23 protein-coding genes are annotated in these 22,000 nt (G+C 54.0%); 12 read left to right on the top strand and 11 right to left on the bottom strand.

What is annotated here, in order from left to right; genetic code table 11:
• Positions 1-58: 58 nt before the first annotated feature.
• Positions 59-922, bottom strand: coding sequence for a YicC/YloC family endoribonuclease (locus ABLV52_RS08580; protein ID WP_002922636.1), 864 nt, complete (start codon positions 920-922; stop codon positions 59-61).
• Between the two features lie 622 nt (positions 923-1,544).
• On the opposite strand from ABLV52_RS08580, the gene ABLV52_RS08585 reads away from it, so the two are divergent.
• From ABLV52_RS08585 to pyrE, 6 genes are all read left to right on the top strand, one after another.
• On the top strand, positions 1,545-3,245 hold the full coding sequence (locus ABLV52_RS08585) for a lysophospholipid acyltransferase family protein (RefSeq protein ID WP_348890277.1): 1,701 nt from the start codon (positions 1,545-1,547) through the stop codon (positions 3,243-3,245).
• A gap of 89 nt (positions 3,246-3,334) precedes the next feature.
• Positions 3,335-4,300, top strand: coding sequence for an HlyD family efflux transporter periplasmic adaptor subunit (locus ABLV52_RS08590; protein ID WP_348890278.1), 966 nt, complete (start codon positions 3,335-3,337; stop codon positions 4,298-4,300).
• Positions 4,293-5,210 (top strand): ABC transporter ATP-binding protein, encoded by a 918-nt coding sequence (locus tag ABLV52_RS08595; protein WP_064158068.1) that lies wholly within the window; start codon positions 4,293-4,295, stop codon positions 5,208-5,210. The genes ABLV52_RS08590 and ABLV52_RS08595 overlap by 8 nt, the downstream gene beginning before the upstream one ends.
• A complete protein-coding gene (locus ABLV52_RS08600; protein ID WP_064158067.1) occupies positions 5,197-6,336 on the top strand; it encodes an ABC transporter permease in 1,140 nt (379 codons plus the stop codon). Before ABLV52_RS08595 ends, ABLV52_RS08600 begins: the two co-directional genes overlap by 14 nt.
• Before the next feature lie 96 nt (positions 6,337-6,432).
• Positions 6,433-7,149, top strand: coding sequence for a ribonuclease PH (gene rph / locus ABLV52_RS08605; RefSeq protein ID WP_023319338.1), 717 nt, complete (start codon positions 6,433-6,435; stop codon positions 7,147-7,149).
• Positions 7,150-7,214: 65 nt separating this feature from the next.
• A complete protein-coding gene (gene pyrE / locus ABLV52_RS08610; protein ID WP_004205073.1) occupies positions 7,215-7,856 on the top strand; it encodes an orotate phosphoribosyltransferase in 642 nt (213 codons plus the stop codon).
• Between the two features lie 45 nt (positions 7,857-7,901).
• Here the strand turns inward: pyrE and slmA are convergent, their stop codons facing one another.
• From slmA to coaBC, 3 genes are all read right to left on the bottom strand, one after another.
• Positions 7,902-8,498, bottom strand: a complete 597-nt coding sequence (slmA, locus tag ABLV52_RS08615) for a nucleoid occlusion factor SlmA (RefSeq protein WP_004205072.1) — start codon at positions 8,496-8,498, stop codon at positions 7,902-7,904.
• 124 nt (positions 8,499-8,622) lie between these two features.
• Positions 8,623-9,081, bottom strand: a complete 459-nt coding sequence (dut, locus tag ABLV52_RS08620) for a dUTP diphosphatase (RefSeq protein WP_004145270.1) — start codon at positions 9,079-9,081, stop codon at positions 8,623-8,625.
• Positions 9,059-10,273, bottom strand: a complete 1,215-nt coding sequence (gene coaBC / locus ABLV52_RS08625) for a bifunctional phosphopantothenoylcysteine decarboxylase/phosphopantothenate--cysteine ligase CoaBC (RefSeq protein ID WP_348890313.1) — start codon at positions 10,271-10,273, stop codon at positions 9,059-9,061. Before coaBC ends, dut begins: the two co-directional genes overlap by 23 nt.
• Before the next feature lie 172 nt (positions 10,274-10,445).
• Between coaBC and radC the strand changes: the two genes are divergently transcribed.
• The 4 genes from radC to mutM all read left to right on the top strand — a co-directional run bounded on the left by radC (position 10,446) and on the right by mutM (position 12,697).
• Positions 10,446-11,111 carry a DNA repair protein RadC gene (gene radC / locus ABLV52_RS08630; RefSeq protein ID WP_017900054.1) on the top strand — a complete coding sequence of 222 codons (666 nt, stop codon included), beginning with the start codon at positions 10,446-10,448 and terminating at the stop codon, positions 11,109-11,111.
• A gap of 216 nt (positions 11,112-11,327) precedes the next feature.
• Complete coding sequence (rpmB, locus tag ABLV52_RS08635; protein ID WP_000091955.1) at positions 11,328-11,564, top strand: 50S ribosomal protein L28; 237 nt, start codon at positions 11,328-11,330, stop codon at positions 11,562-11,564.
• Between the two features lie 20 nt (positions 11,565-11,584).
• The gene (gene rpmG, locus ABLV52_RS08640) at positions 11,585-11,752 is read left to right on the top strand and encodes a 50S ribosomal protein L33 (protein WP_002922510.1); all 168 of its coding nucleotides are present in this window, start codon (positions 11,585-11,587) and stop codon (positions 11,750-11,752) included.
• Positions 11,753-11,887: 135 nt separating this feature from the next.
• A complete protein-coding gene (mutM, locus tag ABLV52_RS08645; RefSeq protein ID WP_032454367.1) occupies positions 11,888-12,697 on the top strand; it encodes a bifunctional DNA-formamidopyrimidine glycosylase/DNA-(apurinic or apyrimidinic site) lyase in 810 nt (269 codons plus the stop codon).
• Between the two features lie 178 nt (positions 12,698-12,875).
• On the opposite strand, the gene coaD is transcribed toward mutM, so the two are convergent.
• The 7 genes from coaD to rfaQ all read right to left on the bottom strand — a co-directional run bounded on the left by coaD (position 12,876) and on the right by rfaQ (position 19,810).
• Positions 12,876-13,355 (bottom strand): pantetheine-phosphate adenylyltransferase, encoded by a 480-nt coding sequence (gene coaD / locus ABLV52_RS08650; protein ID WP_004205067.1) that lies wholly within the window; start codon positions 13,353-13,355, stop codon positions 12,876-12,878.
• Positions 13,352-14,128: a glycosyltransferase family 2 protein gene (locus ABLV52_RS08655; RefSeq protein ID WP_032454366.1), complete on the bottom strand. Its 777-nt coding sequence runs from the start codon at positions 14,126-14,128 to the stop codon at positions 13,352-13,354. The genes coaD and ABLV52_RS08655 overlap by 4 nt, the downstream gene beginning before the upstream one ends.
• Positions 14,128-15,402, bottom strand: a complete 1,275-nt coding sequence (gene waaA, locus ABLV52_RS08660; RefSeq protein ID WP_004205065.1) for a lipid IV(A) 3-deoxy-D-manno-octulosonic acid transferase — start codon at positions 15,400-15,402, stop codon at positions 14,128-14,130. Before waaA ends, ABLV52_RS08655 begins: the two co-directional genes overlap by 1 nt.
• 91 nt (positions 15,403-15,493) lie before the next feature.
• On the bottom strand, positions 15,494-16,483 hold the full coding sequence (locus ABLV52_RS08665; RefSeq protein WP_348890279.1) for a glycosyltransferase: 990 nt from the start codon (positions 16,481-16,483) through the stop codon (positions 15,494-15,496).
• 29 nt (positions 16,484-16,512) lie between these two features.
• Positions 16,513-17,607 (bottom strand): glycosyltransferase, encoded by a 1,095-nt coding sequence (locus tag ABLV52_RS08670; protein WP_124073614.1) that lies wholly within the window; start codon positions 17,605-17,607, stop codon positions 16,513-16,515.
• Between the two features lie 2 nt (positions 17,608-17,609).
• Entirely contained in the window at positions 17,610-18,737 is a 1,128-nt protein-coding gene (locus ABLV52_RS08675) for a glycosyltransferase family 4 protein (RefSeq protein WP_023291363.1), read from the bottom strand.
• Positions 18,734-19,810, bottom strand: coding sequence for a putative lipopolysaccharide heptosyltransferase III (gene rfaQ / locus ABLV52_RS08680; RefSeq protein WP_132134547.1), 1,077 nt, complete (start codon positions 19,808-19,810; stop codon positions 18,734-18,736). Before rfaQ ends, ABLV52_RS08675 begins: the two co-directional genes overlap by 4 nt.
• A gap of 111 nt (positions 19,811-19,921) precedes the next feature.
• On the opposite strand from rfaQ, the gene ABLV52_RS08685 reads away from it, so the two are divergent.
• Both ABLV52_RS08685 and ABLV52_RS08690 read left to right on the top strand, forming a co-directional pair.
• Positions 19,922-20,884 carry a polysaccharide deacetylase family protein gene (locus ABLV52_RS08685; protein ID WP_023291361.1) on the top strand — a complete coding sequence of 321 codons (963 nt, stop codon included), beginning with the start codon at positions 19,922-19,924 and terminating at the stop codon, positions 20,882-20,884.
• An 18-nt stretch (positions 20,885-20,902) separates the two neighbouring features.
• Positions 20,903-21,982: a glycosyltransferase family 9 protein gene (locus ABLV52_RS08690; protein ID WP_032454363.1), complete on the top strand. Its 1,080-nt coding sequence runs from the start codon at positions 20,903-20,905 to the stop codon at positions 21,980-21,982.
• Positions 21,983-22,000 lie beyond the last annotated feature (18 nt).

The raw sequence follows: 22,000 nt of genomic DNA on the forward strand, positions 1-22,000 counted from the left end.
TGCTTTTGAAATGAATGAAAAAAGGCCGGTAAACCGGCCTTCAGAAAGGTATCTGAGATTACTCGATATTCTGGATCTGCTCGCGCATTTGCTCGATCAGCACTTTCAGCTCAATCGCAGAGTTGGTGACCTCGGCATTGATCGATTTTGACGCCAGGGTGTTCGACTCACGGTTGAACTCCTGCATCATAAAGTCGAGACGGCGACCCACAGCCTCTTTCTTTTTCAGAATGTTGTAGGTCTCTTTTACGTGGGCTTCGAGGCGGTCCAGCTCTTCGGCAACGTCGATACGCTGCGCCATCAGCACCAGCTCTTGCTCGAGACGGTTATTCTCCAGCTGCACTTCCGCATCTTCCAGCTTGGCGACCAGACGCTCGCGCTGCCACTGGAGAATTTCCGGCATATGAGCGCGAACTTTCGCCACTTCGCCGCTCACGCCTTCAAGACGCTGCTCGATAAGCGCTTTCAGCGCCTGGCCTTCCGTTTCGCGAGCGACGATGAAGTCATCCAGCGCGCCGTCAAGGGCTGCCAGAATGTCGGCGGCGATGGCGTCAAGATCCTGTTCTTTGGCGGCCATCACGCCCGGCCAGCGCAGGATATCAACCGGATTGATTTCCCCTTCATCGCTCTGCATTTTAACCCAGTTGGCGGCGTTAACCAGCTGTTTAGCCAGCTTTTCGTTGAGAATCAGTTCGCCCTGAGCGCTGGGGTCTTGTTCAAAACGCAGGGTGCATTCGACTTTACCGCGAGTCAGGCGGGCGCGAATGCGCTCGCGTACCACGGGCTCCAGGCTACGGAACTGCTCCGGCAGGCGGAAGTACGTTTCCAGATAGCGCTGGTTTACCGAGCGCAGCTCCCATGCGGCGCTACCCCAGTCACCCTTGATTTCACGGCGGGCATAGGCGGTCATACTGCGGATCATAGACGTTCCTGTTTTCGTAATAATGAATGCAAGGATTATAGCTATGCCGGCGGTGACTTAACAGGAATAGTGATGAAATACTTCAAGACTGATTTTTTAAGGGACATAGCTTCGGTGTATTTAATGCGATTACTTTGCTTAGTGAAATGTATCCTTTTATAGCGGATAGGAAATAAGCTTTGATTCTTTCGCGGCTTAAGCATCATTATGCTGTTAATTTTTATCAAATGAATTCTGTCTATTCGCAGTAAAGCTATCTCTCCCTGCTTTCAGGCAGAATAAAAAAGAGTGAAAAACCGTAGGCCTATTTTTATTATTGAATGTGAGTATGATCATCCACATGTTTTTGTATCGTCTTAAAGCTATATCGTGGTATTTTTACAAAGTATAACCGCCAAAAATGTTATGGGGTATTACTTTTAACTATTATGTATGCTTTTTCTGAATTCAATATGACAAAAGTATTAATATCTCTGTTGGGTGCATTCTCTTCATGAATAGAATCAATTTAATTATATTTATTTGTTTTGTAATGGCAATGATTTAACTTTATGTAGTATTGTCCGGCAGCAAGATCGCGAGTATAGTCATTTTAGATGAGTTCTATAAAAAGGATTTTAATATGGACACTATCTTTGATAAAGTCATTAGAGAATTTTTCCCAAATACAAATATACCCTTTTGGAAAAAATGGCTTTTCAGGTCCGCTTTCGGCAATAAGAAATTTACTCGCATAATATATAACGATCGGTTAGTTAATCAAAGTGGAGTCGAATGGGTTAATTCGGTCGTCGATCTCCTTGAATTGCAATGTGCAACCGAACAACATCAATTTAATAACATACCCGAAAATGGGGCCGCGGTTGTTATTTCAAATCATCCAACAGTCATCGATGGTCTTGCTTTAATACATACGGTCTCCCGGGTGAGGAAAGATATAAAAATAATTGCCAACCACATTTTGCCAATTATATTTCCACAGGTGGCAGAACTGACCATTGGTATTGAAAATATGGCCGGTAAGATGAGCCATAAAAAATTTAGAGAGATGAACAATCATCTGCGAGAGGGAGGCGTATTAATTATATGTCCAGCGGGTAAACTGGCTAACTGGTCTCTTTCAGGTTTACAGGAGCATAAGTGGAACCCCGGTTTTGTACAGCTGGCGATGAGAAATAATGCGGCGCTGGTGCCTATTCATATCACGGGTAAAAACAGTAACGTTTATTATCTTACTGCAACGATCTGGCGGCAACTGTCAAATATAATGGTTATTCGTGAAGCTCTCCGCCATCGTGGAAAGACCATGGGAATCAATATCGGACAGCAAATAACCTTATCTTCATTGCAAAAATACAATGAAGATCTTTCTGCAGCAGCTAATGTATGTTTGATGCACCTCCAGAGCATAGGGAAGAATGGAGCAGCTCTTGTCGATACGATTTCGCCACAAGGACTAAAAGAAGATAGAGAGGATTTAATAAGTGCGATAGATGCGTGCGAAATATTAATACAGTTTGATGATGGAAGAAAATTATTGATTTATCGCTGCGATACTGGCCGTTTCTCACCAATTATTGATGAGTTAGGACGCTTACGCGAACGCTGTTATCGCGATATTGGTTCAGGGTCCGGTAAAGATAGAGATAATGATATTTTTGATGAAAGTTATTATCACATTATATTGTGGGATCCTGCTGAAACAGAAATTCTGGGGGCGTACCGTCTCGTTCCTGTTGGCGAGCAACTCGCCCGCCATGGAATAGCTGGCCTCTATAGTAATAGCTTATTTAAATATCATGATAGCGCCTATTTGTGCTTAGAGCAGTGTGTAGAAATAGGTCGTGGCTTTATCCAGAAACCTTATCAAAAAGGTAATGTTCTTGATTATTTATGGCAAGGTATATTCGATTTTATAAAAAGATACCCCAACTATAAATATTTATTAGGTGTGTTGACTATCCCAGGATCTTTTCCTGAAGAGGTACAGAAACTGATTGTGAGTTTTTATAATATGTACTTTCCCACCACGACTGATTTTTGTACACCAATAGCCCTGTTCACGGTAGAAACTACACAAAGCGATAGTCCTTTTAGCGGAAACGATTTTAGCGAAGACTGGAGTATGTTAAATCATCTTCTGAGAGAAAAAGGTTATAAGCTGCCCTGGCCTTTTAAACAGACTGCTAAATGGTTCTCTCCAGGTGGGTCGTCGATTATTTCATTTACTAAAGATGAGGCTTTTAACTCGATAGCTGGTTTAAATCTGAGCGCTATTGATAAATTGAATGAAGTATACGTTAAACATTATTTAAAAGACTGAGTTGACGATGACTAACGGGTACTGGAGTAATAATGCTTTAATCCAGCCGTCAGTAATAAGGGAAATGATATGCGTATGGATACGTTTTAATGCAAAAGCCAGTAACTAAATGTTTTGTCATGATTTCGATGCTAGTACTCTCGGGATGTGATAACAAACCGGATAACATGCTATCCGGTTATTCACATGGTGAATTTGTATACCTTTCTTATTCTGGAAATGAAAAAATAGAACGAATCTTCATTAATAAGGGTGATAATGTCATTCCAGGACAGGAGTTAGTGAAGATTGACTCCTTCGATGCACAAAATTTTTTCCTGCGTGCTGAAGAAAAACTTTCAGCTGAGAGCGCAATATTACGAAATCTGGAATCGGGAGAGCGGCCAGAAGAGCTGGATATTATACGGTCACAGCTAAAAAAAGCCCAATCGGCAGAATCACAGGTAAAGCGGCAGCTTGGGCGATATCGTCATCTTTATGCCAGCCATGCCATATCGCGGGCGGAATGGGAGGATATCAGGGATGAGTTAACGCAAAAAGGCGCACAGGTTGAAGAGTTAATTAATCAACTCAAGGCACGGCAACTACCGGCCCGTCAGGATGAAATTAGCCAACAGCTCTCGATGGTGGCCGCGGCAAAACTCGAACGTGATAAAGCGCTTCGGGATGTTCAGCAAACGACGATTGTATCTCCAATAAATGCCAAAGTTTTTGATATTATATATCGTGTTGGGGAGCGTCCTTCAGCCGGCAGACCAATAATCAGTCTGTTACCACCTGAGAATATAAAAGTACGCTTCTTTATACCTGAGGCGATGCTCGGTAAATTTAATATCGGGACGAAGGTAAGACTTTTATGCGACGGTTGTGCAGAACCTATTCCTGGCGTTATTAATTATATTAGTCCTGAAGCAGAGTTTACGCCCCCGGTTATTTACAGTACGAAACGCCGTGAAAAACTTATTTTTATGGCCGAGGCGATCCCTGTGCTGGAGCAGGCTGAACGGATGAAAATCGGCCAGCCGTTTGATGTGGAGATTATTGGCAATGAATAATCTTTGTATTGATGTGAAAAATCTCAATAAACATTTTGGCGAACATCATGTCGTAAAGGATTTCTCATTACAGGTGGCAAAAGGCGAGATTTATGGTTTTCTTGGTCCGAACGGTAGCGGAAAAACGACATCGATACGGATGATGTGCGGTTTGATTACGCCCGATTCAGGTGAAGGTTTTTGTCTGGGTATGGACATCTTCACTCAGCGGGAAAAAATAAAACAAAAGATAGGCTACATGACTCAGTATTTCTCGATGTGGGGAAATTTAACTATTCGGGAAAACTTATTTTTTATTGCACGATTATATGGCCTCGACCAGCGTAAGGCCCGGGTTGAAGATGCGCTTACAGAATTAGGTCTTACTTCCCGACAGCACCAGCTGGCTAAGGAACTTTCTGGCGGCTGGAAGCAAAGAATGGCCCTCGCCGCCTGCATGTTGCATGAACCTGTTTTGCTGTTTCTGGATGAACCGACCGCTGGCGTGGATCCAAAAGCGCGACGGGAGTTCTGGCAAATGCTGCATCAGCTCTCTGACAAAGGGATCTCAATACTGGTGAGTACGCATTATATGGACGAGGCTGAGCGCTGCCATAAAGTTGCTTACCTCTCTTATGGCCGGCTACTGGCGAATGGCACTATTGCATCGATTATCGCTTCGCAGAATCTTATTACCGTGAGAACCAGCGGCGCTGGGCTGACGGTGCTTGAAAGCCAGCTCCAGCGCTTGCCGGATATTGAACAAACGGTCATTTTTGGCAATCAGCTTTATGTTACTTCCAGAGATGAAGCGAAGTTAGCATCCGCGCTATTTGCTTTTAAACAACAGGGTTATGAGTTCTGCCAGGTCGATACCAATCTGGAAGACGCATTTACCTATCTGATGAAAAACAATTGTGAAAAAAATTAATTTAAACTTCTCTCTAACCCGCTGGTTCGGTGTGGTTATTAAGGAGATCCACGAATTACGTCGTGATAAAGTCAGTATCAGCATGGTACTCCTTACCCCTATTTTTCAGCTGATCATTCTTGGCTATGCGATAAATATGGACCCGCATCATCTTCCTACCGCATTACTGAATTACGATAGCGAACGCATGAGTCAGGTTTTTGTGACAGGAGCGCAAAATACCGGATATTTTTCGATGATACCTGTCGATTCTGAAGAGGCAGCTCAGAAAGCATTTGTTCGAGGTGATGTCACTTTTATCGTAACAATCCCTGAGGGGTTTACGCGCAAGATGCTGCGTGGAGAAAAACCTCAGCTGCTCATTCAGGGGGATGCTATCGATCCGATGACCACGGGAAATGCGTTAAGTGCTCTGGTGCAGGTTGCGAAATCGATGTTTCAGCAAGACTTGCCGGGTGAAATGCGTGTAGAGCAAAAAGAGGATGATTTTGAACTTATTATCCATCGCATGTTTAACCCGGAGGGGATCACCCAGTTTAATACGATTCCCGGTATTATGGGGTCGATACTCAGTACAACCTTGATCCTGATGACCGCTCTGTCGATTACTCGTGAGAGAGAAAACGGTGCGTTAGAAAATTTACTGGTTTCTCCTTTGACCGGGCTTGAGGTCATTGTTGGTAAGATAACACCTTTTGTTATCATTGGCCTGTTTCAGGCGACGTTAATTCTGATTGCCGCCGTTCTGTTATTTGATATTCCTCTTCATGGCAGCGTTTTCCTGCTTTTTTTAGTGTTGTTGATTTATGTCTTCCTCTGCCTGTCAATCGGCATTGGTATTTCTGGCATAGCGCAAAACCAACTGCAGGCGCTGCAAATGTCGTCATTTTATTTTATCCCTTCCATTATGCTGTCTGGCTTTATCAGTCCTTTTATTAGTATGCCCGACTGGGCGAAAGCCATTGGCTCCTGTTTGCCGCTGACCTACTTCATCCGGTTGGTAAAGGGCATTATGCTGAAAGGGTATTCTGCGACGGCATTATTACCCGATCTGTTGCCGCTGATTGGCCTGGCGGTGATAGTGATCGGCGTAGGGTTGAAATCTTATCGGAAAACGCTGGACTGACATTATGTGCGCGCCCGGCAGGTGTTGGCATAGGCTTTTCGCCATGAAATTCGTATAATGCGGCCTTACATTCGTTTCAAGCCGGAGATTTCTATCATGCGTCCAGCAGGTCGTAGCGCCAACCAGGTGCGCCCCGTTACCCTGACCCGTAATTACACAAAACACGCTGAAGGCTCTGTGCTGGTTGAATTCGGTGATACCAAAGTGCTGTGCACCGCCTCCATTGACGAAGGCGTACCGCGTTTCCTGAAAGGACAGGGACAGGGGTGGATCACCGCTGAATATGGCATGCTGCCGCGTTCAACGCACACGCGTAACGCGCGTGAAGCGGCAAAAGGCAAACAGGGCGGCCGGACGATGGAAATTCAGCGCCTGATCGCCCGTGCGCTGCGCGCGGCGGTTGATCTGAAAGCGCTGGGCGAGTTTACCATCACCCTCGACTGCGATGTGCTGCAGGCCGACGGCGGCACCCGCACCGCGTCTATTACCGGTGCCTGCGTGGCGCTGGCCGACGCGCTGAATAAGCTGGTGGCGGCCGGCAAGCTGAAAACTAACCCGATGAAAGGGATGGTGGCGGCGGTCTCTGTTGGGATCGTTAATGGCGAAGCCATCTGCGATCTGGAGTACATCGAAGACTCTGCCGCGGAAACCGATATGAACGTGGTGATGACCGAAGATGGTCGCATCATCGAGGTGCAGGGTACGGCAGAAGGCGAGCCGTTCACCCATGAAGAGCTCCTCACTCTCCTGGCGTTAGCCCGAGGGGGGATCGAATCCATTATTACGACGCAGAAGGCGGCGTTAGCAGATTAGTTTTTAAGGCGACTGAGAAGTCGCCTTTTTTTTGACCGTAAAAAAGTAAGATGAGGAGCGAATCCATGAAGCCGTATCAGCGCCAGTTTATTGAGTTTGCGCTTAGCAAGCAGGTTCTTAAGTTTGGCGAGTTCACGCTGAAATCCGGGCGTAAGAGCCCCTATTTCTTTAACGCCGGCCTGTTTAACACCGGGCGCGATCTGGCTCTGCTGGGCCGTTTTTATGCCGAGGCGCTGGTGGATTCCGGGATTGAGTTCGACCTGCTGTTTGGCCCGGCCTACAAAGGGATCCCGATTGCCACCACCACCGCGGTGGCGTTAGCCGAACACCATGACCGCGACCTGCCTTACTGCTTTAACCGTAAAGAGGCAAAGACTCACGGCGAAGGCGGCAATCTGGTCGGTAGTCCACTGCAGGGCCGGGTCATGCTGGTGGATGATGTGATCACCGCCGGTACGGCGATTCGCGAATCCATGGAGATCATCCAGGCCAACGGCGCGCAGCTGGCGGGTGTGCTGATCTCCCTGGATCGTCAGGAGCGCGGCCGCGGCGAAATCTCCGCCATTCAGGAAGTGGAGCGGGATTACGGCTGCCAGGTTATCTCGATCGTCACCTTGAAAGAGCTGATCGCTTACCTGGAAGAGAAACCGGAGATGGCGGAACACCTGGCGGCAGTTCGCGCTTATCGCGAAGCCTACGGCGTGTAACGAAAAAGCCCGGTAAGCAGAGCGCTACCGGGCAATGCAAAAAAACTACTGCAGCTGTGCGGCGACCAGCGGCCAGCGGGCGTCGAAATCATCCGTCGGACGGTATTTGAACTCGCTGCGCACAAAGCGCGACAGCATGCCCTCGCAGAAGGCCAGCAGCTGGCTGGCCAGCAGCGTTTCGTCGAGAGTGTAGCCTTCGCCTTCGCGCATTTTTTTCTCGCGCATCACCTGACGCAGCTGCACTTCGATGCGTTCAAAAAGCTGGTTGATACGGCCCTGCAGCCGATCCTGTTCGAACATCAGCGCGTGTCCGGTGAGGATGCGCGTCAGCCCAGGATTACGCTCGCCAAACCCAAGAATCAACAGAACAATCAGGCGCAGGCGCGCGGATGTGTCCTTCTCATCTTTCAGAATCAAATTGATGCGCGTAATCAGACTGTCTTCAATGAACTCGATCAGGCTGTCAAACATGCGGGTTTTGCTGGGAAAATGGCGATACAGCGCGGCTTCAGAAACGCCGACGGAAGCCGCCAGTTTCGCGGTGGTAATACGTTGGCTACCATCGCTGGATTCCAGCATTAGCGCCAGAGATTGAAGTATTTCTTCGCGACGATTCCGTTTCGCAGTTTGCTTTTCTGCCATGTTTTAAAATACCCCTGAAAATAAGCACTTGTCAGGCAGACATCCACAACGCGACCGCAAACCAGAGTTTGCGGTGATGTTATTGCATTATGCGCGTTGGGATGCAGATTCCGTGTTGCTGGGCTTATTTACGCCCTGAGTGACCGAAGCCGCCTTCGCCGCGGTCGGTGGCATCGAAAGATTCCACCAGGTTAAATTCCGCCTGCACGACCGGCACAAAGACCATCTGCGCGATACGTTCGCCCGGCTCGATAATAAAGCTCTGCTGACCGCGGTTCCAGACGGACACCATCAGCTGCCCCTGGTAATCGGAGTCGATAAGGCCCACCAGGTTGCCCAGCACCACGCCGTGCTTATGACCCAGGCCCGAGCGCGGCAGGATCACCGCCGCCAGAGAGGGATCGGCGATATGAATCGCAAGGCCGGTCGGCAACAGCGTGGTTGCGCCCGGCGCCAGCTCTACGGCGTCGTCGAGACAGGCTCGCAGGTCAAGTCCGGCGGAGCCGGAGGTGGCATAGGTCGGCAGCGGAAATTGCTGGCCGACACGCGGGTCCAGAATCTTAACGTCGATTTTTTTCATCATAACGGGTCACGATCTCGTCGAGTAATAATTGGCCCAGGAGTTCCTTGCGCTCAAGTGGTAAGCGCTTTTCCCCATCCTGCCAGAAAAGGTGTAATGCGTTGCTATCGCTGTTAAATCCCTGATTAGGCTGGGAAACATCGTTGGCGCAAATCAGGTCGAGGTTTTTGCGGGCACGTTTTTGCCGCGCATATTCTTCCACATTATTCGTTTCGGCGGCAAACCCAACGACGTAGGGGCGATGCGATTTTAGCGCTGCAACCCCGGCGACGATATCCGGGTTTTTAACCATTTTTATTGTTAATTCATCACCTTGTTTTTTTATTTTATCTTCGGCGATGGCGGCGGCGCGGTAATCCGCCACCGCGGCGCAGCCAATAAAAATGTGCTGCTGCTGAGCGCTGGCCAGGACGGCCGCTTCCATTTCCAGCGCGGTAGTGACATCAATGCGCTGCACAAAGGGCGGTGTCGGTAGCGAGACCGGTCCGCTGACCAGGGTCACGTTCGCGCCGCGCTGTGCGGCGGCGGCGGCAATCGCGAAGCCCATCTTACCGGAGCTGTGGTTTGAGATGTAACGTACCGGATCCAACGGCTCACGGGTCGGGCCCGCGGTAATCATGAGGTTGAGATGTTGCAAATCTTTGACAGGGGAGGCGAAATGCTGTGCGACCATCTCCACGATGGTTAACGGATCGAGCATTCGCCCCGGGCCGACGTCGCCGCAGGCCTGGCTACCGCTGTCCGGTCCCCACAGCAGCAGGCCGCGGGATGCGAGCGTCTGCAGATTATGCTGGGTGGCCTGCGCGCGATACATCTGCTGGTTCATGGCTGGCAAGACGGCAACCGGGGAAGGGGTGGCGAGACAGATCGTCGACACCAAATCATTGGCCATGCCTGCCGCCACGCGGGCGATCAAATCGGCGGTCGCCGGGGCGAGGATCACCAGGTCGGCCCATTTTCCGAGCTCAATATGGCCCATGGCCGCTTCCGCCGCCGGATCGAGCAGGCTGTCGGAAACCGGATAGCCGGATACCGCCTGCAGGCTGAGTGGGGTGATGAACGCTTTTGCCGCCTCCGTCATTGCGACACGCACTTCCGCGCCGCGTTCACGTAGTCGCCGTACCAGTTCCGGGGTTTTATACGCCGCGATACCGCCGCTGACGCCCAGGACGATTTTTTTACCCGCCAGAGTCATCATGATGTATTCCTGTTGCCGTAGACCAGAATCCGCGCATCTTATCACAATCCTGCCGCCGTCGTGCCTCTGACGGGCATTCACTTTGCGAGCGGCTACGCAGGGTGAAAAGCGGCGGGTCGGCAGCGTCGTCAGGTTGTGCCAGGATAGGCTGATTCACGCAGGAGGGCGCATGGACGGAACGGAAAATCTGATGCCACGGGAGAAGATGCTGCAATTCGGCATCGAGGCGCTGACGGACGTTGAGCTACTGGCGCTGTTTCTGCGCATTGGCACACGCCGTCAGGATGTGCTGAGCTACGCCCAGGCGTTATTGCAGCGTTTTGGTTCGCTCTACGCTCTGCTTTCCGCTGATAAAGCGCAACTGGTTGCCGTTGACGGGCTGGGGCTGGCGAAATATGCGCAACTGAAGGGGATTGCCGAGCTGGCGCGGCGCTATTTTAGCTCGCAGCTGGTTGAGGAGGCCGCGCTGGTCACCCCCTCGATGACGCGGGAATTTTTGCAAAGCCAGCTGACGGAAGAGGAGCGCGAGATCTTTATGGTGATCTTTTTAGATAATCAGAACCGCGTGTTGAAACATAGCCGCCTTTTTTCTGGTACTCTTAGCCACGTTGAGGTGCATCCGCGAGAAATTGTACGCGAAGCCATCAAAGTGAACGCCGCCGCCGTGATCCTTGCGCATAATCATCCCTCCGGTAGTCCGGAGCCGAGTCAGGCTGACAGGCTGATTACCGAAAGGGTGGTAAAGTGTTGTCGATTCATGGAGATACGTGTGCTTGACCATCTGGTTATCGGCCGCGGTGCGTATGTATCTTTTGCCGAACGTGGCTGGATTTAGCCCCGAACTGGCGATCCTTCGGGATCTTTGTCTGTTCGGGACTTGAGCACATCGCCGAGTCAGCGTATACTACGCCACCTTTGAGAATCTCGGGTTTGGCATTTGGGCCTGGCAGTCGAGAGTTCACATTGAACTGCGATGACCAGGCTGTAAAGCCTGACGAGGCGCCAATACCCCATACGAAGCTCGAGCTAATTTGATTTTTGGAGAATAGACATGTCCCGAGTCTGCCAAGTTACTGGCAAGCGTCCGGTGACCGGTAACAACCGTTCCCACGCACTGAACGCGACTAAACGCCGTTTCCTGCCGAACCTGCACTCTCACCGTTTCTGGGTTGAGAGCGAGAAGCGTTTTGTCACCCTGCGCGTATCTGCTAAAGGTATGCGTGTAATCGATAAGAAAGGCATCGATACAGTTCTGGCTGAACTGCGTGCCCGTGGCGAAAAGTACTAAGTACTTAGAGGAAATAAATCATGGCTAAAGGTATTCGTGAGAAAATCAAGCTGGTTTCTTCCGCTGGTACTGGTCACTTCTACACCACCACGAAGAACAAACGTACCAAACCGGAAAAAATGGAACTGAAAAAGTACGATCCGGTTGTACGTCAGCACGTTATCTACAAAGAAGCTAAAATCAAATAATTTTAGCTTCCTTGTATAAAAACCCCGCTCCGGCGGGGTTTTTTGTTTTTAAAACTCCCCCATATAGCTTTCACACACTCCCTTTTCAGCCACCTGTCCGTGAAGCACAATACGCCGGGTAAATGGAGGAAAATCATGCCTGAATTACCAGAGGTTGAAACCAGCCGCCGCGGCATTGAGCCGCACCTGGTTGGCGCAACCATTCTGCACGCCGTCGTGCGCAACGGACGGCTGCGCTGGCCGGTTTCTGAAGAGATTTATCGCCTGAGCGACGTTCCGGTGCTCAGCGTGCGTCGTCGCGCCAAATACCTGCTTCTGGAACTCCCGAACGGCTGGATCATTGTCCATCTCGGGATGTCGGGAAGCCTGCGCATCCTGAGCGAAGAGCTGCCTGCGGAAAAACACGATCACGTTGATCTGGTTATGAGTAACGGTAAAGTCCTGCGCTATACCGATCCGCGCCGCTTTGGCGCCTGGCTGTGGACCAAAGAGCTGGAAGGCCACCCGGTGCTGGCGCATCTGGGGCCGGAGCCGCTGAGCGACGCCTTCAACGCCGATTATCTCCAGCAGAAATGCGCGAAGAAGAAAACCGCGATCAAACCCTGGCTGATGGATAACAAGCTGGTGGTGGGCGTCGGCAATATCTACGCCAGTGAATCGCTGTTCTCCGCCGGGATCCACCCTGACAGACTGGCGTCCTCACTGTCGCGGGACGAGTGCGAGCAGCTGGTGAAGGTGATTAAGCTGGTCCTGCTGCGTTCGATAGAGCAGGGCGGCACCACGCTGAAGGACTTCCTGCAAAGCGATGGCAAGCCCGGCTATTTTGCCCAGGAGCTACAGGTATATGGCCGCAAGGGCGAACCCTGCCGGATCTGCGGCACGCCGGTTGTCGGGACCAAGCATGCCCAGCGGGCGACCTTTTATTGCCGCCAGTGTCAGAAATAGTCACCGGAACAGGAATGATTGTCGGCAAGGTCAGCGGACCTGCGGGTGCGCATCTGGTGGGCCGGGGACGTTTGTAGGCCAGGTAAGCGCAGCGCCAGCTGGCATAAAGACAGAGACAGAGCCGGTGTGGATGGCCCGGCGGCGCAGCGCCAGCCTGGCTCATGCCCCAGCAGATGCGTTACTTCAGCTTATTCAACAGCGCCTGGTGGACGTTGGCTGGCAGGAAGTGAGAGACATCGCCCTGGTGACGCGCGACTTCTTTGACCAGCGAAGAGGAGATAAACGACCACTCTTTGCACGGCATCAGGAACACGCTCTCAAGGGTGGGCATCAAATGGCGGTTCATATGGGCCAGCTGCATCTCATATTCGAAATCCGCCACCGCCCGCAGGCCGCGGATCAGGATATTGGCCTGCTGCGCGCGCGCGAAGCTGGCCATCAGGTCGCTAAAGCCGACCACCTGAACATTCACCAGGTGGGCCGTCGCCTGCTCCGCCAGCGCAATACGTTCATCAAGGCTGAACATCGGCTTTTTACTCGGGCTGGCGGCGATAGCCAGCACCACTTTATCGAACATACTCGCCGCGCGGGTGACGATATCGATATGGCCATTGGTGATGGGATCGAAAGTACCCGGATAGATCGCTTTTGTGCTCATGATGACTCTTTCTCCGAGTAGCCGTGGCTCAGCGCCCACAGCTCGGTATATTTCGTAAACGTATACTGCGCGTTGACCATCGCCAGTAACCAGCCCTGCTTACCGTCCAGCACCCCACCGCGCAGCAGCAGCGTTTTCAGGAACGCGCCCAGCGTGTGGCTGAATATCCCCGCCATCGAAGTCTTCTTGCCCTTCTGGTGGCGTTCTAGCGCCCATGCGGCGGCATACGCCAGCTGTTTTTGCTGAAAGCCAGCGAAGTCGCGGCACGTCAGATGCAGGAGATCGCCGGTCAACGGAATGACCTCGGCGCCCAGGCTATCCAGCGATTCATGGACCAGATTATCGTTATAGCGGTAACGGGCGCGTTCGTACAGGCGCAGGACGCGATCGGGGTACCAACCGCTGTGGCGCATAAAGCGTCCGAGAAAATAGTTACGGCGGGCGATGCTGTAGATGGCGCCGCGCTGCGGGGCTGCCAGTACCGTAAGAATAGCCTGCCTGAGTTCCGGCGTGACGCGCTCATCGGTATCGATCATCAACACCCAGTCGCCGGTGGCGTAGTCCTGCGCGCGCTGGCGCTGAATGCCATAGCCTCGCCAGTCGGTATGGGTATAGACCTGCGCCCCGAGGCGGCGAGCCAGCTCGACGGTGCCGTCGGTACTGCCGGAGTCGAGGACGATAATTTCATCCGCCCAGCTAACGGAGTCCAGACAATCCGGCAGCAGGTCCGCTGCGTTTTTGGCGATCATCACCACGGAAAGCCGGTTCGACATTAATGACTCCGCTGCGGCAGGTAAGGTTGCAGTAACTGTAGCAGACGCGACAGCGCGCCCTGGTTCTGGTGCAGCACTTCCACCGCGTGACGGCCATACCACAGGCGGTAGTCTTCATCGGTCAGCAGCGTGGAAACCTCTTTGACCAGCGAGTTAGCGTCGGTGACGGTGATCAGGCCATCGTCCTGCTGCAGCTTGGCGCAGATATCTTTGAAATTGAAGGTATGCGGCCCCATCAGCACCGGAATGGCGTGCGCCGCCGGCTCGAGCGGGTTATGGCCGCCGCGCTCCACCAGGCTGCCGCCGACGAAAGCGAGGTCGGCAATGCCGTAGAGCAGCATCAGTTCGCCCATGGTATCGCCAATGACCACCTGGGTACTGGAGGAGGGGATCTCGCCGGTGCTGCGCAGAGTGAAGCTCATTCCGGCTTTTTGCACCATGTCGCGGGCGTCAGGGAAGCGCTCCGGATGGCGAGGAACAAGGATCAGCAGTAGGTTCGGAAAGGTCTCCAGCAGCTTTTTATGCGCCTGGAGGATAATTTGCTCTTCGCCATCGTGGGTGCTGGTGGCAATCCAGACTTTGCGGTGCGGCGCCCATTGCCGGCGCAGCGTCACCGCGCGGGCCGCCAGCTCTGGCGTGACGGAGATATCGAATTTCAGGCTGCCGGTGACCGCCAGCTGGTTGCGCTTCAGTCCCAGCGCGAGGAAGCGGTTGCCATCTTCTTCATTCTGCGCGGCGATAAGCGTAATACGGCTCAACAGGCGGCGCATAAAGCCGCCCAGTTTGGCATAGCCTTTGGCGGAACGTTCGGACAGGCGGGCGTTGGCAATCACCAGCGGGATCTTACGCTTATGCAGCGCGGCTACCATATTCGGCCACAGTTCGGTCTCCATGACGATCACCAGCTTCGGCTGAACGGTGTCCAGGAAGCGGTTCATGGCGCCGGGCAGATCGTAGGGCAGATAGACGTGATGGACATCTTTGCCGAAGGCCGACATGGCGCGCTCGGAGCCGGTCGGCGTCATGGTGGTGACGGTGATCGGCAGAGAAGGGTAGCGGTGGCGCAGGGCGCGAACCAGCGGGATGGCGGCTAAGGTCTCGCCGACGGAAACGGAGTGCAGCAGAATGCCATCCGGCTCTACCTTGTTCTGACAGAAGCCATAGCGTTCCGCCCAGCGTTTACGGTAGGCAGGAGCCTTACGACTGCGCAGCAGCAGCCGCAGCCACACCAGCGGCTGAATAAGGTAAAGTAGGGTGGTATAAAGCAATTCCAAACTATTTATCCGTTCTCTGTTTTGGCGGGCAAATTCTAAGCATTTAGCCCGCGTAAAGCTATCTCTTTGGCGGAAACAGCGGGTTTTTGGTCTATCCCGCGTGGCGATAACGCTTAATACGCAGATAACGGCGTCCCAGGCGCCAGCGTAAACGGAAAGTACAGGCGTTTTTCCAGATTAACCGCCAGATACCACGGTCGAAGAATTCTTTAATGATAACATGCTTTTTCGACTCATCTTTCATACTGTCGAAGGTGTGGATGATCCCCAGGCCTTCTTTGGCGATCTGCCAGCGACAGGCGGCGATATGGCGCACTTTGTCCGGGTAACGCTGGTTGATCGCCTCCAGCATCTCCAGAATTTTCATGTAATGGCGCGCCGAACGCATCAGCGTGTCGTCGTTGTCCGGCTTATGCGACACCGACTCAGAGTGGATGTAGTAATCATAGAATTGCTGACTGGTGTACTGCACGCGCTCCGCGGCAAGCAGCGCCTCTGTGGTCCACGGGATATCCTGATGGCGCAGGCCGGGTTCGAAATGGAAGTGATGCTGGCGGATAAAATCGTGGCGATAGATATTGAGCCAGGTGACGTGCAGAAATTTCCGCGAGTCCAGGGCCTGCTTGAGCCAGACATGGCCCGGCAGCACACTGGTCGAGGGCAAGCGATCCAGCGGAAAGATCGGGTGGCTCTCGCGGCGCTTTTCGTACACGTAGGTGCCGTTGCAAGTGGCGACATCGAGATGTGCTTTCTCCGCCATCTCCAGCAGCGTGCGATACATGCCCGGATAGAGTTTATCGTCGATGTCCGGAAACGCGAGGTACTTGCCGCTGGCAACCGCCAGGCCGGTATTGCGCGCGACCGAGACGCCCTGGTTTTCCTGCTCCAGCACCTGGACGTTCTGCAGCCGATCCCGCCATTCGGCGATCACCGCCAGGCTGTTGTCCGTCGACCCATCGTTCACCAGGATCAGTTCATAGCTGTCCAGCTGCTGCTGTTCAATGCACTCAAAGAATTGCGCAAGAAATTTCTCACCGTTGTAGACGGCAGCCACGATGCTCAGTAAAGGCGTTTGACTCATAAATCTTCGATCCTGGTTAACTAACGGCGTCAGATGCGCTGCAGCTGACGGTACTGCTGACAAATGGACACGACGCTGAATTTTTCCAGCGCGGCATCGTCGATGGCCGGCGGGTTATGGTAAATGCTTTGCATCGTCTGAGCCAGCGCCGGACTGGTGAGATCCGCCAGACCGCGGGCAAGTTCGCCGGTGAGGATCTCGGTGACGCCGCCGGGGCAGCGGGTGCTGGCGACCGGGGTATGCAACAGCAGCGCCTCCACCACCACATTGCCGAATCCTTCGCTATCCGAGCTCAAAACCAGCATCCGCGCGCCTTTGATCCACGGTAAGGGGTTTTCCTGAAAACCTTTGAACCACACCCGGTCGTCAATCTGCAGCGTTTTGGCCAGCTGGCGCAGGCGCTGCTCTTGCTCCGGTTTCCCCTGGCCTAACAGCACCAGCGGCGCGTCGATGCCGCTTTGCGCGTAGGCTTCGAGCAGGCGGTCGTGGCGTTTGCCGGGATGGAAGCGGCCGACGTGAATCAGGTAGTCGCCGTCCGGGCGCTCGCTGTCGGCTTCCGCCCCGGCGCGCAGGGCGGCGATATCGAAGGGGTTATAGATGGTTTTCAGCTGCGCCGGGCGCAGGGCGAAGGCTTCCACCAGATCGCGCCCCACGGCGTCGGAAACTGCCACCACGTTGCGCCCCTGGTAAATCCGCTTAATTTTCTGCTGCTTCATCCAGCGGTCAAAGCCGGTACGGTGACCAAGATAAGAGGCCGAGAAGACGCCGTGCAGGCAGAACCAGACGTTGCGCTCGCGCAGCGCCCGGCTGCGGGCGACGATGCGGTCGGTTTTGTGCAGGTTGGAGAGCACAAGGTCAAATTGTCCCTGCTGCTCGGCCCGGATGACCGCGGCGTCCAGCTGGCGGGCGCGGCGGGACAGCTCGGTCAGCTTGCGCCACGGTTTGCGGCAGCGATCGGCCACCACCTGGTAGTCGAGCCCCTCGGGCAATGGGTACTCGCAGACGTCGCGTAGCGAAATGAGCGAGACCCGATCGCCGTCGCGCAGGAACTGCGCCGCCAGGGTGAGAACCACTTTCTCCGCGCCGCCGCCGGGCAATCCGTCAATCACAAATAAGATGCGCATCGTTATTTCACCAGATCCTGATAAAGGGAAAGCAGCTGGGTTGAGAGGCGCTCGCTGGTGCAGGCCATGATGCGCTCGCGGGCGCGGTCGCCTTCCGCGGAGCCCAGCGCGCGGGCAGGCAGGGCCATCACCGCCTGCTGTAGCGCCGGGATATCCAGGGCGTCGCAGACGTAACCGTTGTGGCCGTTGACGATAAACTCCGCCCCGCCGCAGCCGGTGGTGGTGATCACCGGCAGACCGCAGGCCATTGCCTCAAGGATGACGTTGGGGAACGGATCGTAGAGGGTCGGTAGCAGCAGGCCATCGGCCATCTGATAGAACGGCAGCGTCTCCGACTGCATGCCGAAGAAGCGCACCCGCGCTTCGCAGCCGAGACTCTTCGCCAGCGCCTGATAGCGCGGCTGATCTTTATCTTTGCCAACCACCAGCAGATAGCGATCGGTCGGGGCGATGGCGCGGATCGCCGCCGCCAGCCCTTTACGCTCAAAGCCGGAGCCGACGTAAATCAGGCAGGTCGCCTGCAGCGGCAACTGCCATTTGGCGCGTAAGGCGGCAAAGGTTTCTTCGCCCGGCGGCAGGAAACGCTGGTTATCAATGGCGTTATAGATAACGTGGATCTTGTCCGCCGGCAGGCCAAAGTCTTCGATGATCTCGCGTTTGATCATCTCGGCGTTGCAGATCACCCCGCGCAGATGCGGGTCTTCGTACATCTCCCGTTCCGCTTGCATCACATAACGGTGGTAGCGGTCGGCAAACAGCAGGCGGCTTTTCCAGGCCGGTAAAATGCGCGAGCGCTGTTGCAGCCAGCGGCGATGAACGCCGTCGCCGGCGCGGTAGAGATCGCAGCCGGGAATACGCTCATGGCTCTGCACCAGGTCGAAAGATTCGCGCTGCCAGAGCGCCCGCGCGGCGTTGGCAAACCCGCGCTCGCGGCTGATGCGCCCCCATTTACGTGGGTTACAGATATGGATCTGCCAGTCCGGTTTCACCGGCCCCTGCCATTCGCGGGTGATGACGTTCAGTTGCAAATGACTGCTGTCGAGGGCTTCCAGCGCGCGGGAGACAAACCGTTCTGCGCCGCCGTCCGGGCGGTACTTCTGCCGCACCAGAGCCAGCCTGAATTTACTCATGCCAGTACCTTTTTCGCCGCCGCGATCACGGCGTCGGTAGGAATTAAATCGAGATAACGTTCGTCGGTGTTGGTGTTGATGGCGTCCGGGTCGGGCAGCGGACCGAAGTCGCCTGCCCAGATCACCTCGCCTTTCGCCTGCCATGGACGCCAGAAGGTCAGCTTCGAGGGGCCGAACAGGGCGACCAGCGGGGTGCCGAGAGCCGCAGCCATATGCATCGGCACCGAGTCGACGCCGATAAACAGCCGGGCGTGATCGATCACCGCCGCCAGCTGGCGCAGCGTTAACTGGCCGGCTAAAGAGTGCAGCCGCGCCTGCGGGCAGCCGGCGATGATGGTCTCCACCATCTTCTTCTCTCTATCGTCGGGGCCGGAGGTGAGTACCACCGGGTACCCTTCGGCGGACAGCGCGTTGATCAGCGCGCTCATCCGATCTTCGCGCCAGCATTTGAAGAACCAACGCGACGTTGGCTGGATGACGATGTAGTTATCCCGGAAGTCCTCCGGCAGCAGGGCGCGGCTGGTGGCCCAGTCTGCTTCGCTGTAGCCCATCCGCGCCGGGGCGTCGTTCAACTGGATACCGAGCGGAGCGAGGATAGAGAGATTCTGCTGTACCGTATGCAGCTGATTATGCTGTTGGGTAGCGGCCAGCGCGGTGTGGCAATAGCGCCAGAACGGGTGGCGACGCTTCGGAAAATCAAAGCCGATCCGCGTCGCGGCGCCGGTCAGTTTGCTGATAATCGCGCTCGGCCACTGGTCGGCAAGGTTGAGCACCATATCGTATCGCTGCTGGCGCAGCGTCTGAATGAGCTGCCATTGCATCTTCAGTTGATGCTTTTTCCCCTGCTTTTTCCAGCGGCGGTCGAGACCATAAATATGGTGGATATCGGGGTTGGCGGCGAGCATATCCCGGGTCTCTTCATACAGCAGGACATCCACGCTGGCGGCGGGATACTGCTGTTTCAGCGCGTGAATAAGCGGGGTGATCAGCAGCATGTCGCCATGATGGCGCAGCTTAATGACCAGGATCCGCGCCGGGTTCAAGGGGCTGCGGGAGAGGGTTTCAGGCGTCATACTCTGTTCTTCATCCAGGATAAGGGTTCCGATTCTAGGGGATCAGACAGATTGAGAGAAGCGTTGTATTGCTCTACCATGACCCGATACGTATGGCCTGAGGACGTTTTCGTGCACAATCCCGCATTTCTCATCACGATTGATACAGAGGGCGATAACCTCTGGCAAAAACATGACAGCATCACCACCGAGAATGCGCGTTATCTCCCGCGTTTTCAGCAGCTTTGCGAAAAGTATGGCTTTAAACCGGTCTATTTGACCAATTATGAAATGGCCATCGACCCCTTTTATATCGAATTCGCCAGAGACGTGATTGCCCGCGGCACCGCGGAAGTCGGTATGCATCTGCATGCCTGGAACAGCCCGCCGACCGAGCCGCTGACCGCCGATGACTGGCGGCATAAGCCTTATCTCATTGAATACAGCGATGCCATGATGCGTGAGAAGGTCGACTATATGACGCGTCTGCTGGAGGACACCTTCCAGACCAAAATGGTTAGTCATCGCGCCGGGCGCTGGGCCTTTGACGAGCGCTATGCGCGTCTGCTGGTGGAGTACGGGTATCAGGTGGATTGCTCGGTGACCCCGCGGGTGAACTGGAAGACCGCCAAGGGGGCGCCGCAGGGCGATGGCGGGACCGATTATCGTCGCTTCCCGCAGCATGCCTATTTCCTCGATGAAAATGACATCAGCCGCGAGGGCCGCTCGCCGCTGCTGGAAGTGCCGATGAGCATTCAGTACAAGCACTCCGCGTGGATGAACAGCGTGAAGCAGGGCTACGACCGCCTGCGCGGCAAAGTGCGTTCCCCCTCCGTGCACTGGCTGCGTCCGATGGGCGGCAACGTGGAGACGATGAAAAAAGTCGTCGAACAAACGTTGACGCAGGGCAATGACTACGTGGAATATATGCTCCACTCTTCAGAATATATGCCCGGCGGCAGCCCCACGTTCCAGAATGAACGGGATATTGAGCGTTTATACGCTGACCTTGAAGCCTTTTTTAGCTGGCTGGCGCCGCAGGTGAAGGGCATGACGTTGGCAGAATATTACCAGCGGAAAATCACACAGCGCTAACACAGCTCAAGGTACCGTATGCGTATCCTTAAACAATTGACGCGGAAAAAGAACGCTTTTTTCCGCGGTATAAAATTTAATTTAATTAACTATCGATACAGAAATAAGCCGGCGCGCAAACCCTTCGACCCGGCCCCCGTGCGCCGCGTGCTGCTATTGCGCCTGGACGATAAAGTCGGCGATATGGTGGTGACCACCGGCTGCGCCAGAATACTGGCCGAACGGGGATATCAGGTTTCGGTGTTAACCGGACCAATATGCTGCGAAATATTAGCCGGCTCAGAATTCATTGAGCAAGTATATTTATATCGACCACGCATGTCCTTAAATACGTTACGGGCGGCGGGTTTTGATGCGGTTATCGATTTTGATGACGTGACCAGCTATGAACGCTTTAAATTACTCGCCGATTTACGGGCGACCAGCGTGATTGGCTTTAATAAAGAGCCCTATAAACTTTACGATCATTCGATCGCTTTTTTTGACAGCAACAGCCATATTTCCCTGCGCTATCAGCAGGTGGTGAAGCTTTTTGGCGTCGTTGACGACCAGCCATACGACTATCATCTCCCCGGCTGTCGCCATGAGCGGGAGAAAGTGGCGCGCTTGCTTTCCCAGGCCGGAGAGGTCGCACTGCGCATCGCCATTAACCCTTTTACCGCCTCCGAGGATAAAGACTTCTGTCGTCATCAGGTGGCGACCCTGGTCGAGCGGCTACATGCTCTGCCTTACCGGGTCTGTATCGTGATGGTGGGTCGCAGCGAGAAAATTCAGCAGCTGGGGCTGGATATGGCGCTGTACGTCGCCGACAGCACCATCAACTCCGCCGTGGAGGTGATTCGCAGCTGTGATTTAGTCATTACGCCGGACACCTCGATCGTGCATATCGCCCGCGCTTTCGATAAACCGATGGTGGCGGTCTATAACAAACGCAAACTCAAGGATACCGGGCTGCCCGGCTATCATATCTGGGCGCCGGGCTATGACAAAGCGAGGCAGATCGTTTGTGAAGAAGCGAATGTCGCCGATGTGGCGATTGAGTCGGTATGGCCGGTGATTAAAGAGCAGGCCGACCGGCTGGTCGCCGCCCGCAGTTAATAGAAAAGTGAATATAAA

It is taken from the genome of Klebsiella sp. GB_Kp056, assembly GCF_040064755.1.
Taxonomy (GTDB): Bacteria; Pseudomonadota; Gammaproteobacteria; order Enterobacterales; family Enterobacteriaceae; genus Klebsiella; species Klebsiella quasipneumoniae.